At 39.9% G+C, this 15,907-nt stretch carries 12 protein-coding genes and 1 pseudogene; all 13 read right to left on the reverse strand.

Annotated elements, in window-relative coordinates:
- Positions 1-147: 147 nt before the first annotated feature.
- Positions 148-1,140: a Gfo/Idh/MocA family oxidoreductase gene (locus DHD80_RS02365; RefSeq protein WP_251739297.1), complete on the reverse strand. Its 993-nt coding sequence runs from the start codon at positions 1,138-1,140 to the stop codon at positions 148-150.
- A gap of 5 nt (positions 1,141-1,145) precedes the next feature.
- On the reverse strand, positions 1,146-2,543 hold the full coding sequence (gene uxaC, locus DHD80_RS02370; protein WP_251739299.1) for a glucuronate isomerase: 1,398 nt from the start codon (positions 2,541-2,543) through the stop codon (positions 1,146-1,148).
- Positions 2,544-2,553: 10 nt separating this feature from the next.
- Complete coding sequence (locus tag DHD80_RS02375) at positions 2,554-3,222, reverse strand: bifunctional 4-hydroxy-2-oxoglutarate aldolase/2-dehydro-3-deoxy-phosphogluconate aldolase (RefSeq protein WP_251739301.1); 669 nt, start codon at positions 3,220-3,222, stop codon at positions 2,554-2,556.
- Between the two features lie 32 nt (positions 3,223-3,254).
- Positions 3,255-4,277 carry a sugar kinase gene (locus DHD80_RS02380; RefSeq protein ID WP_251739302.1) on the reverse strand — a complete coding sequence of 341 codons (1,023 nt, stop codon included), beginning with the start codon at positions 4,275-4,277 and terminating at the stop codon, positions 3,255-3,257.
- A gap of 199 nt (positions 4,278-4,476) precedes the next feature.
- On the reverse strand, positions 4,477-6,048 hold the full coding sequence (locus DHD80_RS02385) for a ThuA domain-containing protein (protein ID WP_251739304.1): 1,572 nt from the start codon (positions 6,046-6,048) through the stop codon (positions 4,477-4,479).
- A gap of 139 nt (positions 6,049-6,187) precedes the next feature.
- On the reverse strand, positions 6,188-7,489 hold the full coding sequence (locus tag DHD80_RS02390; protein WP_251739305.1) for a Gfo/Idh/MocA family oxidoreductase: 1,302 nt from the start codon (positions 7,487-7,489) through the stop codon (positions 6,188-6,190).
- Positions 7,490-7,653: 164 nt separating this feature from the next.
- A complete protein-coding gene (locus tag DHD80_RS02395; RefSeq protein WP_251739307.1) occupies positions 7,654-8,574 on the reverse strand; it encodes a DUF6807 family protein in 921 nt (306 codons plus the stop codon).
- Positions 8,575-8,597: 23 nt separating this feature from the next.
- Complete coding sequence (gene rhaM, locus DHD80_RS02400; protein WP_251739310.1) at positions 8,598-8,912, reverse strand: L-rhamnose mutarotase; 315 nt, start codon at positions 8,910-8,912, stop codon at positions 8,598-8,600.
- A 51-nt stretch (positions 8,913-8,963) separates the two neighbouring features.
- Positions 8,964-10,070, reverse strand: coding sequence for a glycoside hydrolase family 88 protein (locus DHD80_RS02405; protein WP_251739311.1), 1,107 nt, complete (start codon positions 10,068-10,070; stop codon positions 8,964-8,966).
- A gap of 230 nt (positions 10,071-10,300) precedes the next feature.
- Complete coding sequence (locus DHD80_RS02410) at positions 10,301-13,834, reverse strand: sulfatase-like hydrolase/transferase (RefSeq protein WP_251739312.1); 3,534 nt, start codon at positions 13,832-13,834, stop codon at positions 10,301-10,303.
- A 240-nt stretch (positions 13,835-14,074) separates the two neighbouring features.
- Positions 14,075-14,749 (reverse strand): annotated as a pseudogene (nfi, locus tag DHD80_RS02415) (deoxyribonuclease V); the annotation flags it as partial.
- Positions 14,750-15,005: 256 nt separating this feature from the next.
- Positions 15,006-15,263: a hypothetical protein gene (locus DHD80_RS02420; RefSeq protein WP_251739314.1), complete on the reverse strand. Its 258-nt coding sequence runs from the start codon at positions 15,261-15,263 to the stop codon at positions 15,006-15,008.
- A 6-nt stretch (positions 15,264-15,269) separates the two neighbouring features.
- Positions 15,270-15,449: a hypothetical protein gene (locus tag DHD80_RS02425; RefSeq protein WP_251739315.1), complete on the reverse strand. Its 180-nt coding sequence runs from the start codon at positions 15,447-15,449 to the stop codon at positions 15,270-15,272.
- Positions 15,450-15,907 lie beyond the last annotated feature (458 nt).

The following is a 15,907-nucleotide window of genomic DNA, read 5'->3' on the forward strand; positions in this document are numbered from 1 at the left end:
ATCAAGCAAAACCGCCCAGATTTTAATATCTGGGCGGTTTTTATATCCATTTTTCTGTAGAGTTTCTGCTTTTCAAAAGCCGGAAACCTGGTTTATATCCAAAAATAAATATGCTTATCTCAAATATTTTTGGAAAAATACACCTATTTACGAAACGGAAATACCACAGAAAATATCCATAATTTTGGCAACCTGCAAGCCTTCGTCCGAGCTGCAAGGATTTGATTCTTTTCCAAGAAAATAACCTATAGTGCGAGCAATCATAGGTTGCTGGACCTGAGGTATATTTTTAAAACGGAATTCTTCTGTTTTATTCTCCATAATCAGCTTTACCACGTCTCCAAAAAAAGAAAATTCAATCCTGCCCTTGCTACCATAAATGATACAGGATTCTTTCTTATTTTCTTCAGCAGTATTAAAACACCACACTCCCCGACACTGCACCCCATTCTGAAAAGAAATAATCCCGTTCACTATATCGTCGGCTTTATAGGTATTGTCCTGGCCAGCCGAAAATCCATGCGCAGTATCATAAGGGCCAAAAAAGTAACACATCAAATCTATTTGGTGGGGTGCCAAATCGTGAAAATATCCCCCTCCAGATATAGCCGAATCTACCCTCCAGTTTGTTTCAGAATCTGCCACAAGCGCAGATTTTATAGGCTGCAGCACCTGAATGTCTGCAAAACGTACTTCCCCAATTACTTCACTATTTAAAAGTTGTCTTGCTTTTAAAAAAGCTGGTAAGTGTCGCCTATAATGGGCAAGTGTGAGTTTCGAATTATACTTTTCTACAGCAGCAGTAATTTTTTTTGCCTGCTTATAAGAAAGTGCCATTGGCTTTTCCAGATAAACATTTTTACCGGCTTCCAGAGCCCGTATGGTATATTCCAAATGTGTAGATGGCGGGGTGGCGATATATATCGAATTTATATATTCATTTTTAAGAAGCTCATCTGCATTATTATACCATTTAGGTACCTGATGTCTTGAAGCAAAATCTTGAGCTTTTTCAGTATTACGCCTCATTACCGCATGTAATTCAGAATGATTCAGCTTTTGAAAAGCCGGACCGCTTTTTACTTCGGCCACATCGCCACAACCAATAATTCCCCATACTACCTTCGATGTATGCTGCATACTATCTAGAATTTAAAATACTCTTTGGCGTTGGAATAGCAAATATCACTTACAATCTTCCCAAGCCATTTTTCATCGGCAGGCAACTCCCCATTGGCCACATCGGTCCCAATAAGGTTACACAAAATCCTTCTAAAATATTCATGTCTTGGAAATGATAAAAAGCTGCGGGAATCAGTTAACATCCCAACGAAACAACTAAGCACCCCCAAATTAGACAGCGTATTGATCTGCTTCTCCATGCCATCTTTCTGGTCCATATACCACCAGGCCGAACCAAACTGCACTTTTCCCTTTTGTGTACCATCGTTGAAATTGCCGGCCATGGTTGCAAAGACTTCATTATCGCCAGGATTATTATTGTAAAGTATCGTTTTAGGAAGTTGATTCGTACTGTCCAACAAATTTAAAAATCCAGATAAGCCTCTGGCCTGGGAAAAATCCCCGATAGAATCAAATCCTGTATCTGGCCCCAACCGCGTAAGCAGTCTTTTATTATTATCCCTTATCGCACCCAGATGAAATTGTTGCGTCCAGCCTTTTTCGTGATATTGCTGACCTAAAAATACGAGTATGTTCATTTTAAAGTGCCGGACTTCTTCAGGAAGCAAACTTTTTCCTTCTTTCAATTTTAAAAAGAGAGCGTGAATATCAAAGGCTCCTTCTTCAAAAACATATAGTTGTTCCAATCCGTGATCTGCTAGTCGGCAACCATGTTTGTGGAAGTAATCAATTCTACTTTCCAGTGCGCTTAGTAGATCATCATAATTCTCAATAGAACTATTTGTTACCGAGCCTAATTTTTCAATATAATCCCAATACCCTGCCTTCTCAGCAGCAAAAGCTTTATCTGGTCTAAAAGTGGGCAATACTTTTAGACCTATCGCTTGCTTTTTAATCTGGCTATGATGTTCCAGCGAATCTGTAGGATCATCTGTGGTACACAAAGATTCTACATTTTGCCCTTTCAGCAATCCCAGCGTACTATGAGAATCCTGTTGCAGGATATTATTAGCTTCGGCATAAACATGTTCCGCATTTTCTGAAGATAAAAGTTCGTCTATATCAAAATAACGCAACAACTCCAGGTGCGTCCAGTGGTATAAAGGATTACGCACGGTATAGGGAACCACCCCCGCCCACTTTAAAAATTTCTCTTTATCACTGGCTTTACCCGTAATGAATTTTTCATCTATCCCCAGAGCACGCATGCCACGCCATTTGTAATGGTCCCCTGCCAGCCAAACCTGGGTAATGTTGTTAAATTGCGTATCCTCAGCAATATCTTTTGGCGGAAGATGGTTGTGGTAATCGATTATAGGCAGGTCCTTTGCATAATTATGATAGAGCCTTTTTGCAAATTCATTTTGTAATAAAAAATCCTCCTGGATAAATGTTTTCATCAAACGTGTTTTATTTTCTTATCTTTTTTATGAGTGCAAGAGTTTCCCGCACCTTCTTTTCTAAGTCTATATAATCCCTTTTTTCCAGAATTTGTTTAGAAATTAACTGGGATCCCATTCCCACGCAGATCACCCCGGCATCAAACCAGGATTTTAAATTGTCTTCGGCGGTAGTCACACCACCGGTAGGCATGATGGAAGTCCAGGGCTGGGGTCCTTTAATGGCTTTTACGAATTCGGAGCCATAAATAGCCCCTGGGAATAATTTAACGATCTCGCAACCCAGTTCTTCTGCTGCATTGATTTCGGTGAGACTACCGCAACCCGGAGACCACAAAATCTTACGCCGATTACAAACTTTCGCGATATCTTCCCGCAAGCTTGGGGTCACTATAAAATTCGCGCCCATTTGTATATAAAGTGAAGCCGCACCAGCATCGGTAATAGAACCAACGCCCAGTGCCATCCCGGGCAGTTCCTTTATGGCATATTTGTTCAATTCTGAAAAAACTTCGTGGGCAAAATCGCCCCTTGCAGTAAATTCTAATAATCTCGCCCCGCCATCATAACATGCTTTAAGGATTTTCTTTCCCAGTTCGATATCGGAATGATAAAAAAGTGGGACCAGTCCTGTTTCCTGCATTATCCGGACTACTTCGTTTCGGGTAAATTGTGACATTCTTTTTGATTTAGTATTTTAAAATTAAGTATTTAACGGATAACCTTTCCGGAAGCATCTCCTGCCGCCATTTTTTCTAGTTCGGTTAAATTAATAAGGTTTATATCCCCGGGGATGGTATGCTTTAAACAACAGGCTGCAACCGCAAGGTTTAAGCTGCGTTGTGTATCTTCCGGAGCGCTTATTAGCCCGTAAATCAATCCCCCCATAAAAGCATCTCCGCTGCCTACACGATCTACTACTGGAGCGACGTCCCTAACCTCAGCCGTATGGACTTTTTTCCCATCGTAAAGGATCCCGCCAATTCTTTGGTGGGAGGCATTTACCGAATAGCGCAGAGTGGTGGCCATCAGTTTTAAATCAGGATACCTATCAAACAATCGATTGTATAATTCGGGTAAAGAATCAGCATTTTGATAATCTGGATTTACTGATTTTTCACCCAGCATAAAAAAAGCTGTATCCAGATCGCCCAGGATCACATGGCTATATTTCAATAATTCGGGCATGACCTTTTTCGGTTCCTTGCCGTATCTCCAAAGTTTCGAGCGATAATTAAGGTCGGCTGAGATGGTCAGTCCCATTTTGCTGGCTGTCTTAACCGCTTCCAGACAGGCTTCTGCAGCGCTTTGGGAAACCGCTGGGGTTACTCCACTCCAATGAAACCAGGTAGCTCCTTTAAATACCTCTTCCCAATCTACCATTCCCGGCTCAATTTCAGAAAAAGCGCTATATGCCCGATCGTAGATCACACTGCTGCCCCGGGATGCCGCGCCGGTTTCCAAAAAGTAAAGTCCCAATCGGCTTCCTCCTGAAATTACGTGGTTGCTATCTACGTTGTTTTTTCGCATTTCTGCCAAGCAAATATTCCCAAGTTCATTTTCTGGCAAGCGGGTTACGAATTCAGTTTTAATGCCATAATTGGCCAGCGAAACGGCAACATTGTATTCCCCACCACCGTAATTAGCAGTAAATTCCCTGGCCTGGGAAAATCTCAGATTATTCCCGGTAGAAAGACGCAACATGATTTCCCCGAAGGTGATTACTTTATCCATAAAATATTTTCAATTTCTTCATTTAATATTAAAATTTATTCTAAAATATAATCCGCCTTAAAAAGGATATCAATTACATATTACAAAGTTCGAATTAAAATCCATTTAATTATTTTAGGGCAGCGTATAATTTTTCATTTTCAAACTTGCCGGGGATTTTACCAAAATAAAATTTAGATACTTTCATAAATACGTAATTTTATTTTTTTCGTAGTTCTTTCTTATACTTCCCGGGAAATTTAGATATAGGTTTAACTTCAATATTCCTGTAAAAAGCTTCGGCAGCTTCACTCTGTATCTGGATATGCCCCTTTGTTAAAGGCACAAGTTTTCCATCCTTGTTTTTATATCTGGAATTGTAAAGCGCCATGACCACTTTGCCATTAACAATGTGCAAACTGGTATCCCCATAACAAATAAGCTCTAAGGTATTCCATTTCCCATGCGGATTTTCATTATCAAAACCCTTATTGGCATGGTTCATAAACTCTTTTGTATTTGCCGAAAATCGATTCAATGGTGCTCCTTTTTTATAATCAAATTCTTTATTCCCTTCAGGTTTTATTGAAGGGATATCCATTTCGGTATTCCCCAGGGCATAATAATCGCCCATGTCCCCTTCCTGAACCTGAAATTCCTGGGATTGCATCCACACATTCCAAAAAGTCCTAAATGGTCCGGTAGCATGGTAAAGGATACCATTGTCGCGTTTTCTTTGCAAACGTGGCTCCCATTTCTTTTCACCCCACTTAAATTCAAGTTTTAAATGGTAATTTTCATATTCTTTTTTAGAAGTAATCGCAGCATAGATTTCCCCCGAAATATGGAGTAAGGGCTCCCCGTCTTGCATCTCTATGAGAAATACATTTTTAGGATCTTTGTTCAACCCCAATGCTTTGCCATTTTTACCATCGCTCTGGGGATCTACCTTATCCAGTCCTTTTACGCTAGCATGGGGCACTCCCATAAAAATATCCCAATTATCATGAAGGTCTTCATTTAACAGGGAAGTCCATTTTTTATTTTTATTCCCTTCAATTTCAGCAATCCCAGCTGCCCAGCGTATCCCGCCCTGTACATGATCGTAAAAGCGGGGGTCGGCATAACTTTCATCGGTATGGCCCAGGCCGGTATAAAAAATCTTGCCGCCATCATAATGGTGGTACCAACTTATAGGATGCTCCATGTTCATTCTCTTGCCTTCATAACTACGTTCATCCAAAGTAGCCAGGACATTCACATGTTTTCCTACAGGCTCCCGAAAATTATACCATTCATCTTTGAAAAATTCGGTATCATCCCAACTGGAAGCAGCGGGATGACCTGTTTCTTTTGAAATCATGAGTTTAGCTTCCTGCACTTTGGGATGGTCCTTAAAAGCAGCCCCAACCATTTCATTGTACCAGGGCCAGTCCAACTCGGTATCTGAAGCGGAATGGATCCCTACAAAGCCTTTACCTACCGCCAGGAACTTCTTTAATCCTTCCTCTTGTTGTTCATTAAGGATATCGCCGGTGGTATTTAGAAAAATCAGTACATCATAGCCCTTTAAGCCATTATTGCTGAAAATATTGGAATCTTCAGAAAAATCGATCTTCCAGTTATTTTCCTGGGCCATCTGCTTTAAAAACGCCTTTCCGGCGGGGATGGATTTATGCCTGAAGCCACTTGTTTTTGAGAAAGCAAGGAGCTTTAAATCCTGATTTTGAGCGTATAAGCCTATATTCATTAGGAATGTAACTATACCAATAAAAATGTACTTAAATTTCATTTATTGCTGATTATATACTAATGAATAAAAATCTATTAAAATTCTTAGGTTAATTTTTCTTTTCTCTGCCTAGATTCCCTATTTGCAACAGCCTTGTTTGGAAGCCATTTCCAGTTATTTTAGACATACATAAAAAAATTTATTCAAAATCACGATTATGCCTTTTTCGCATTTTATTGGCCTGGCGGTCTCCTTTAAACCGCTCTTTTTTAAGGTTCCAGTTTAAAGGCCTATTTAGGTCGTAGGCGATATTGGCAACATTGCAAATCGTAGCCGTTCGATGCCCTATTTCTGCCGGGGCAATAGTTTGTCCGCGGGTTTTAATTGCCGATAACCAGTCCTGATAATGATTGTTTTGGCCTTTGAATTCAGTATCAATAGTGCTGCCCATCAAGTTTTTGGGAGTGGTTTCCAAAAAGCTCCGGCTTACATCAAGACTACCTTCAGTTCCTATAAAACGTACGGCCCAGCCCCTGCCAAAGTCTTCATGCACCATTTCTACGCCATTTTCATAAAACATTTTTAAGCCCCGAACCGCTGTAGGGTTTGAAGGTGGGATGTAGGTAACCGGCCCTGTATGGTCCATTCCCAGTGCCCACTGGGCGATATCGAACATATGAGCACCCCAGTCGGATAAGATGCCACCCCCTGTTTCTTCAAAATTTCGCCAGTCTGGATAGGTTTTGACTATGGCTGGGGCAATTTTATCGTTATATCCCAAAAGCGGTGCAGGGCCGCACCACAGGTTCCAGTCTATACCTTCTGGCAATGGTTCTGGGGGAAGATTATATTTTATTGCAGGGTCGCCCACATTTACCAGTACTTTTTTAATATTGCCCAAAGCACCAGAACTAACCAGTTCTTTCGCTTTTATAAACCGATCCCAGGAACGTTGCATACTTCCTGTTTGAAAAACCCTTTCTGTTTTTTCAGCGGTATCTACAATTTGTCTTCCTTCTTTAATCGTATTGGTAAGGGGCTTTTCGCAAAACACATCTTTACCTGCCTTCATAGCGTCTATACATTGCAGGGCATGCCAATGATCTGGAGTCGCTACCACCACTGCATCAATATCTTTACGTTCGAGCATTTCCTGATAATTCAGATAGGTCCTTACACCTTTATATGCTGCTGTGTTCCTATGCTGGGCGTACATAGCTTCTACATTAGTCTTAAAAAAAGTACGTTTAGTATCCCATACTTCACTTCCCGCCACTATTTGTGCGTTTGTATTAGTTAAAAACTTACTGGCCAAAATATTCCCCTGTTTCCCCAGGCCTATATAACCAAGGTTAATTTTATCGCTTGGAGCGGTAAAGCCGCGTCCCAGGACGAATCGAGGCACAATACTAATGGCCCCGAAAACCATTGACGTGTTTCGAACAAATTTTCTACGCGAAATTTTGTTGGCTTCCCCATCCTGTGTGCTATTGTTTTTCATAGTTCGTTGGTTAATCTTTTATACATAAATTATTTATCAAAATCTACATTTTTATATTCCCCGCTGTCCGGTACAAATTGATATTCATTCATCTGGCCTAATGTCACAACATTAAGCTGCTTTACACCAAATACCATGACAGCGCCGTTATTTCCGTTTCATCCTTAATTGCTGAATTTTTTATACATCTCATCAATTTCACAGATATTTAAATTACGATGGATTAAAAGCTGATTTCTGAACCTTAAAGTTTCCCCTTTAGGAATAGCAATCAGTGTTTGGCCTGGAAATGCCATATTTTGCATGCTGTTGGCATTTCTTAATATCCATCCCTTATACGAGGGTAGTTTTGTCGGTTCCCCCATAATTGTAATTCCTGAAGGATCATTTCGAGAAGAACCAAAATTCCTCGAAATATCTATCCATGGGCCGGCTTCCAGAGCTAGGTTTGTCGGCTCCACATTTCCCTTTCTGGATCTAAAACTTACATCTTCCGGAAGGTTGATACGGGCAGAAAAACCACCATAGCCTTTTTTATCTTCTGAACCTCCTATCGCAACCCCATCAATCAAAGCTGTTAATTCAATATCCAAATTAAGGCTAAACATATCTTTCCCGATTCGCTCAAACTCAACAATTAAATCTTCCTTTATCACAACTTTATCAGTCTCAACCTCGATCCATTCAATTTCTGAAAATAGTAATGCCCTATTTTCTTTAATCTGGGTTTCAGTATCCACAACCCGCCATGTTATCCCCTCGTTCAACCAGGGATCGGCAATCCTTTTTCCTTCAGCATACAACTGGTGCCATGCCCAAAAAATCCCGTGGTGATGTGGATGGTCCTCCGGAAAATCTTCGGTTAAAACTTCCCCATCAAGTCCATAAAGCGGATGGATATAATTTGCCCTGGTGAATTCACTATTCCCATAAGGAAGGCTGCGATAAAAGTATCGCGGCTGCCCATTTTCAAGTAAAAGGAGGCCTTCTTTTTCGTCCTGAAACTCCAGATTTTGTGAAACCCCAAAATATGGAACAAAGAGGAACAAGAAAATCCCTAAGTTTTGGTTACATACTATGTTCATAAGTTTCCAGTTCATAAACGCGGTTATTGCATATAAAAAACTTCTTCTAAGGCTGTAGAAATCGGGGAATTATCGGGATTTACCTCCATAATATCTGCCATAAAATTCCACCACTTCTTAACCACAGGATACCCGGACAAATCTTGTGAACCCGAACTCCCGGTCACTTTTTGAAATGCAAACAGCGTATTTGTTTTTTCATCTAAAAAAATAGAATATTCACTAATTCCAGCTTCCTTGAGCAAGACTCTAAGCTCTGGCCATATTTCACTATGTCTTTTAATATATTCTTCTCTAAAGCCCGATTTTAATTGCATTTTAAAAGCAAGTCGTTGCATCTTTTCAATTTTTTTACTTTTCGCATAAATCTTATTCTAAATGCGCAATCCTTATTTAAGTTTCAGCATTTCACTTCCCGCCAATAAGAATGCGCCGGTACCATAATTTTGCCAACTATCTTTTGTAGCCGGTTTAGGTTCGGCACCAATATTTTGTACCCAACCTACTTTTCCGCTTTCCTGTTGGGCTGCCTGCAGTCCTTTCCAGGTTTTATTTACTACAGGAGAATATTCTGCTTTATCCAGAAGTCCATTGTTGATTCCCCAGGCCAGGGCAAAAGTAAAGAAGCCGCTTCCACTTACCTCCCCGTGGTCATAAGATTCAGGAGATAGCAGGCTGGTATGCCAAAGCCCACTTGCAGGTTGGATCTCTTTTATTTTAGCTGCCATTTCTTTATATAAATTCACATAAAAGGGCCGGTGTTCATAATTTTTTGGCATGTTCTCTAAAATTAAAGCAAGGCCGCCCAGGACCCAGCCATTGCCCCGTGACCAAAAGATCTTTTTACCATTCTCTTCTTTTTTATCGGAATCTTCCCCTTTCCATAAAAAACGGTTATCACGCGCAAATAAATGCTCCTCTTTATCATACAGCAAATTGTAGGTCTCCATATAATATTTGTGCATTTCATCCAAATATTTCTGATTGTCTTCCAGTTCCGCATACAAGGTAAGTGCCGGCGGAGCCATAAAAAGGGCATCGCACCACCACCAAAGAATTTTCTCCATCTCCCTTTCTCCCTCTTTCCAGGCATGTGGTTTATATAAGTGTTCTTCAATAATTTTTTCAGTAGGTTTTAGGTCAACTTCTTTTACGCCAATGGTCACTAAGTATAGATAAGGATAGGTGATCACTAGATCGTCTGCATGGTAGTACCGCTCCCAGGGTTGCCAGTTGTTGCGCTGACCCATATCAATCAAAGCCGTAAGGAATTCTCTATTTCCCGTGCTTTGGTGTGCTTTGGCCACTCCCGTATAATAAGCGCCATTTGTCCAATCGGTCGGGCTCTGTGCCTGGATGGGGTTCGCTTCCTGCCATTCCAGTGCTTTTAGCATTTTCACCTCGGTTTCTGTTTTTTCAATACTTTTCGTCGTTTTACAGGATTGGAAAAGTAGCATTCCCAAAATGCTTAAATAAAGTGCAGTGAATTTTCTCATTATTTGCTAGAATTATAATTTTATATATCTTTTAAAAATTAAGAATTTCAAGTCCTTTTTGCTATCCGGTAATTTGAAATTCTAAAAAGTCTCCTTTATTATTATCTGACTTTAGGTGAACACCCAAGCTCCAAGTGCCGAAGCTGTAAAACAAATCATTAATAAGACGTAAAAAATATATAATTTTTTCATTTATGATTTATGTAAGTTCCTATTTCCTAATTTTACTCTTAAAATGAATTTACCACCACTTCAATTGTGTGTGTTCCTGGCGTCAACCGTATTGTTTCAAAGGCTGAAGGTGCTTTTTTTCCATTGAGCATTATCACCTTACCTTCTTCTGTTTTAAGGACAAATTCAGCTACCATATTGGCTGGAATGCTCAATGTATAAGTTTCTTTCCGGTCATTATAATACTTGAAATCTGCCTTGATTATCCCTTTTAAAGTGGGCACTTCTATGCTGCTATTTTTTAGGGTACCCATTTGTGGTTTGATCGTGGCAACCTTATATCCAGGTTCTTTGGGCTGAATCCCCCATAAGCCACGGGGAATTATATTTGCGGGTACTGCGCCCCAGGCATGGTTCCAATCCAGGTTGTTCTTGTATTTTATATCCCAGGCTTCCAAAGTCATAGTAGAGCCTACACGAATCATATTGTACCAACTTCTATCTGAAGTAGAAGTGAGCAACTCCAGGGCATAATCAGCTTCTCCGGCATTGTACAAAGCTTCCAGTAAGTATTGGGAACCATATACACTACTAGCCATTCCCCGTGATTTAATGAATTTTATAACAGATTTTATATGTGCCTCAGGCACCATGTTAAAAGCCATAGGCAACATATTGGCGTGTAGGGAAGCATGGTCTGTACCAATTCCATCTGTATAAATACCCCTTTCAGCATCAAACATTTGTTCGTTTACCGCTTTTTTGGCTTTTAAAGCACGAAGTTCAAAATCTGCAGCTTCCGAATATTTACCTAATTTCTTAGCAAATTCAGCCATAATCCCCATGTTTTGGTAGTAAAAAGCATTAATAACAGTGTTGTAATCTTTAAAAACATAGCCATCGCGTTCGCCTTTGTTACTTGCGTCCCCGCCCCAACCAGCAGAAGGCCAATCTACAATGTCGGTAAGTGGTTTTGAGTAGTTCTCTTCAAAGCCTAATTTCTGCATGTATGCCGGTGTTACTTTTGTGGAAGTAATCAATCCATCTCCATTCGAAAGTTCGTAAAGCGTTTTATATTTTAAATCTTCATAATATTTTTCAATGAGTTCCGTATTTCCCGTGTACATATAATCTGCCCAAAACATCAATGCAACATGCTGTTGCCATTCGGTTGGCCACGTGGGATGTTCCATGAAGTATTCGATAGTCCTTCTGGCAATTGCATATTCACGGTCTGTGGTATAGTGGCTTAGCTGATTGAGATAGGCATCAGCTTCATAAGGAATCCTCTCCCGGTCCCCATCTACATAAAGGCCGGCAAATGTGGTTGCTTTAATAGAATATTTACAAAGTTCCCATACCTGATTTAAAATTTCATCTGAACTGTTGAAACTACTTGCATCATCCTCCCAATAACCATGAAAAGCCAATTGCGTAAAATCTTCTGCATTTAGCTTTGATAGGGCATTCTCAATTTCCACATAGCGGAATGGAACCAGTACCGGAAAGGAATCTGGAAGGGCAACTGCTTTATTGGGCAACGTATTGCGCTCGTCCACTTTAACGGGAAGCTGGTATTTTTTCTTTCCAGGGCTCACAGGAACCTGAATTTCCTGATAACGAATATGGCTTTTTTCGGCAGGCTTGCGGTTGAGTCTGTCCCCATTCAGTTGTTCACCTATATGAATGGTGAGGATGTGATCTTCTTTTGCATCATATTCAAATTCCATCGTGGCGAAAGCGGCTTTACCAAAATCGATAAAGTAGCTTTTATCGTCAATTTTTTTTAGGTTTTTCGGTTGAATGCTGTCAATCTGGAAACTGTTGGGGGTTGTGATCATTTTGCCCGGTTTACCTATTGTAAATTCTTGTAAAGTTGAATAATCTGAAAGCCGGTTATCCTCATCCCACACCCTTACTTTCCAGAAGTAGGTTTCGCCCGCCCGGAGCTTCTCCCCCTGGTGCTCAATTCCTACCGAAGCTGCAGAGCGCACCTCGCCACTATTCCAAACATCCCCGTTGTTATTATCGATATTCTCCCGGGTGGAAGCGACCAAAACCTGGTAGGCCGACTGAAAAACTGCTCCTTCCGGTACAACCCAGCTAAATTCTGGTGTGGCATCAACTATTTTAATCCCTTGAGGCTGACGAATAAATTCTACGGAAAGATCACTAGGACCCTCAGCATAGGTATCGCTTTTTTCAGCAATTAGACGGTCACATGAGTTTCGCAGCTTTTTAAGAACATCTGCGTATTTGGCATCATTTGCCAGATTATTTATTTCGTCAGGATCCTTTTTGAGATGGTATAATTCCTCATGCGCTTTGTCATTTACATACCGAAAATACTTCCAATCTTTAGTTCGTACACCTTCACTGGGAGGGATATGTTCAAAATTCCAGATATGTTCAATAAGCACCGTATCCCGGGCCAGGGTATTTTTCTTTTCGTTAACCAAGGGCACCAGACTTTTGCCCTGCCAGCTTTCTGGTATTTTTAGGCCTGCATAATCCAAAATTGTTGAAGGCACATCTACATTAAGTGCCATCTCTGTTATATCCTGATGTTTTTCTTGACGTGGGTCAAAAATGATTAGGGGCACACGTACAGAGTTATCGTACATCAACCATTTCCCGGCCAATTGTCTTTCTCCCAGAAAATACCCATTATCTTCCATCAGGATGATAATAGTATTTTTATCCATTCCCTTCTTTCTAAGTTGCTCGCGTATTTTGGCAATTTCCAGATCAATACCGGAAATCATCCTGTAATATCCTTTGACACTATGTTGATATTTTTCAGGAGTATCATAACGCCAGGTCCAGCGTAAACGGTTAAAACCATCGCGTACATATTTAGGCTGTGCCTCAAAATACTTATCTTCTCCCAGTTTTGGTTCGGGCATGGTGATGTTTTGCAAAAGCCCGTCAGTAGTGGTTTGCCAGAAATACTGATCTTCAGCAGGGTCATGCGCGTGGGGCGCACTAAAACTCAAGGAGAGACAAAAAGGTTTATCAGCAGGGGCAGCTTCAATAAAATCAATCGCTTGCTGACCGGTATACCTGGTAAGATGCACCGTATCTTTTCCTAAAGTTTTATAATAGTAACCACGCCTGTCATCGTAGGCGTTATTACGATCATAAATTTCGTAATCATCAAACATTGCTTCCTGGCTATCATCTCGTATGCCATATTTACCGTAGAATGCGGTGTGGTAACCCGCTTCTTTGAGAAGTTTAGGATAGGACCGGTCCATATACTCCTGACGTACATTTCCGGTTTGGAAATTAAAGCGGTGTGTACGTTCATAAAGCCCGGTTAGTATACTCGCCCGGCTGGCAGCACAAATAGGTGTGGTCACGAGAGCATTTTCAAAATAAGCACCCTCTTTGGCAAGTTTATCCATCTCTGGGGTATGTATGAGTTTGTTGCCGGCATAGCCTAAAGCATCCCAGCGTTGGTCATCGGTTAGGATAAAGATTATATGGGGTTTACCATTATTATCGCTATTTGATGATATTTGATGCAATGCAAAGCCAAAACTCGGAAAGCTTACTAGTATTATCGATAACAGGCCCGCTAATTTACTCATAGCATATTTCTTTTGCTTTTATAAATTAAATTTACTAAAAATTTCAAAAAAACAATCGATTGTACAAATAGAAAAATTAAATATAAATTTTCATTTTTTTATTTGTATCCTGTACTATCCCATATTTGTAAATTATTATTTACCCATGGAATAATAATTTACATTCCAAAATTTCTGACTATCGGGTTTTGTGCAATCTCACAGGTAGAAATGCTTATAAATACTAAGAAAATAAAACTTTTAAAATAGTTTCCCCTGTTTCCAGGGGTAATGGACCACCCCGGGCCTTATCTCCTCCCTCCTTAACCTATTCACAAACAAATGTGCCTGCCTTGTAGGTTCTGGCAGTCGATAGCCCGAAATGGAATACAACACCAGGGATTCCGCATCTTTAAAATCAAGCAGGTTTCCGGGAGAGATAATCATTGGTTTTACCTTATCCTTTGTTCGAAATGCAATACCAATTTGTTCTTTCCCATCCATTAAAGGAACGGTACTTCCTTTTGATGAATGAGGCTCTACATAACTTCCTGTCAACACTTTTTTGGCGCAACCAAGCGTGGGATATCCGGTTACCAGCCCAAAATGTGTGGCAATACCAAGCCTGCGCGGATGCGCGATCCCATGGCCGTCTACCATCACAACATCGGGTTTCAGGTCAAGCTGCTCCCAGGCTTCCAGTAACGCGGGAATTTCCCGGAAAGAAAGCAGTCCCGGTAAATAAGGAAACTTAGATTGGGATATAACGAGCGAATGGGCATGGAGTTCCATAGAAGGATAGCGAAGCACCACAATCCCCGCATATACGGTTTCAGAAAATTTGTTAAATGAGATATCTGCCCCACCGATAAAATTTACCTTTTTCTGCAAAGGCTTTATACTAATTTTCTTTCTTAGTTCCCGTTGTAAATCAACGGCTTCTTGTGGGCTAAGGTCCCAGGAATGGGGAAGGAATTCTTTTGTATTTTCTTAGCATGTCATGGTGAGATCCGGTCTCTAGAGTGTCCTTTTTCAATTGTCCCAAGATAATCGGTGACTTGGCTTCTAAGGAGGATGGAACAATCAAGAAAAATAAAAATAGTTGTAGGCACTCCGGTTTGTCTTTAAATAATAGAAAATATCCCTACACAAAATCATATGATAAAGGCAGTTAAAATAATTGAATTCATACTTAATCCAAACATGTCCATCTTACTATTTCATCATTATACATGGCATCCAATCCCATCTGCACAGCAATGGCAGCTTTTTTACCAGTATGGACATTTGAATTTGGCTGCGTATTGTTTATAATACTATCCCTAAAATCCATAAGGGCCTGCTTGCTGGGATCGGCATGATTTATTTCAATGGGAATTCCTTTACCTTTTTCCCATTGCACGGTTGCCCCAGATACTCCGTCTACATTATCAGTTTTCTTACTTTCCATTTTTCTTTATATACCCCATTCGTTATAAGTATTCTTATTTCCCTCTTTTCTAAAATCAGGAATGGCATTAATAGCTTCCTGGACAGTTTCAAAATTTCCATTTCCATTTTTGGAAACTACTAAATGATAATCCTGATTGCTCTCCAGAACATACGGTTGTCTGGCCCAACACGCAAATGGAAACAATAAAATTTGAAAAAACTAAAACTAATTAAAATCTAAACCCTGGATAGAAACATATTATATTAGTTTTGTGATCAATTGCACTATAATAACAAAGCTTTATCAGTTTGCATAATTTTTTACTGAAAATTTATGAAAAGTCGTCCTTAAATAAAAAAATCCGAAAAGGATTTTTTTATTCGAAACCGTAAAATTAGTTTAATACTAATTTTTGTAAATCATTTAAAGTAATCGATTGCTTAAAATAAGCAATTTTAGTTTTTCTATAAAAAATGTATATTTTCAGGAACTATTTATTACAGTCGATTGTTATTTTATTCATTTTTAAATTTTAATAGAGTTACTACGTTAATTACAGAGTTTTAATTTTCCATAATTCACTGGTGGATGTTCCACCATTCTACCTATCAGGCCATCAAAAATAGTTTCCTTATGAATCGATCTGTTCAGGCGGTACGAAA

The organism is Gramella sp. AN32 (assembly GCF_023718305.1).
In the GTDB taxonomy this organism is placed as follows: domain Bacteria; phylum Bacteroidota; class Bacteroidia; order Flavobacteriales; family Flavobacteriaceae; genus Christiangramia; species Christiangramia antarctica.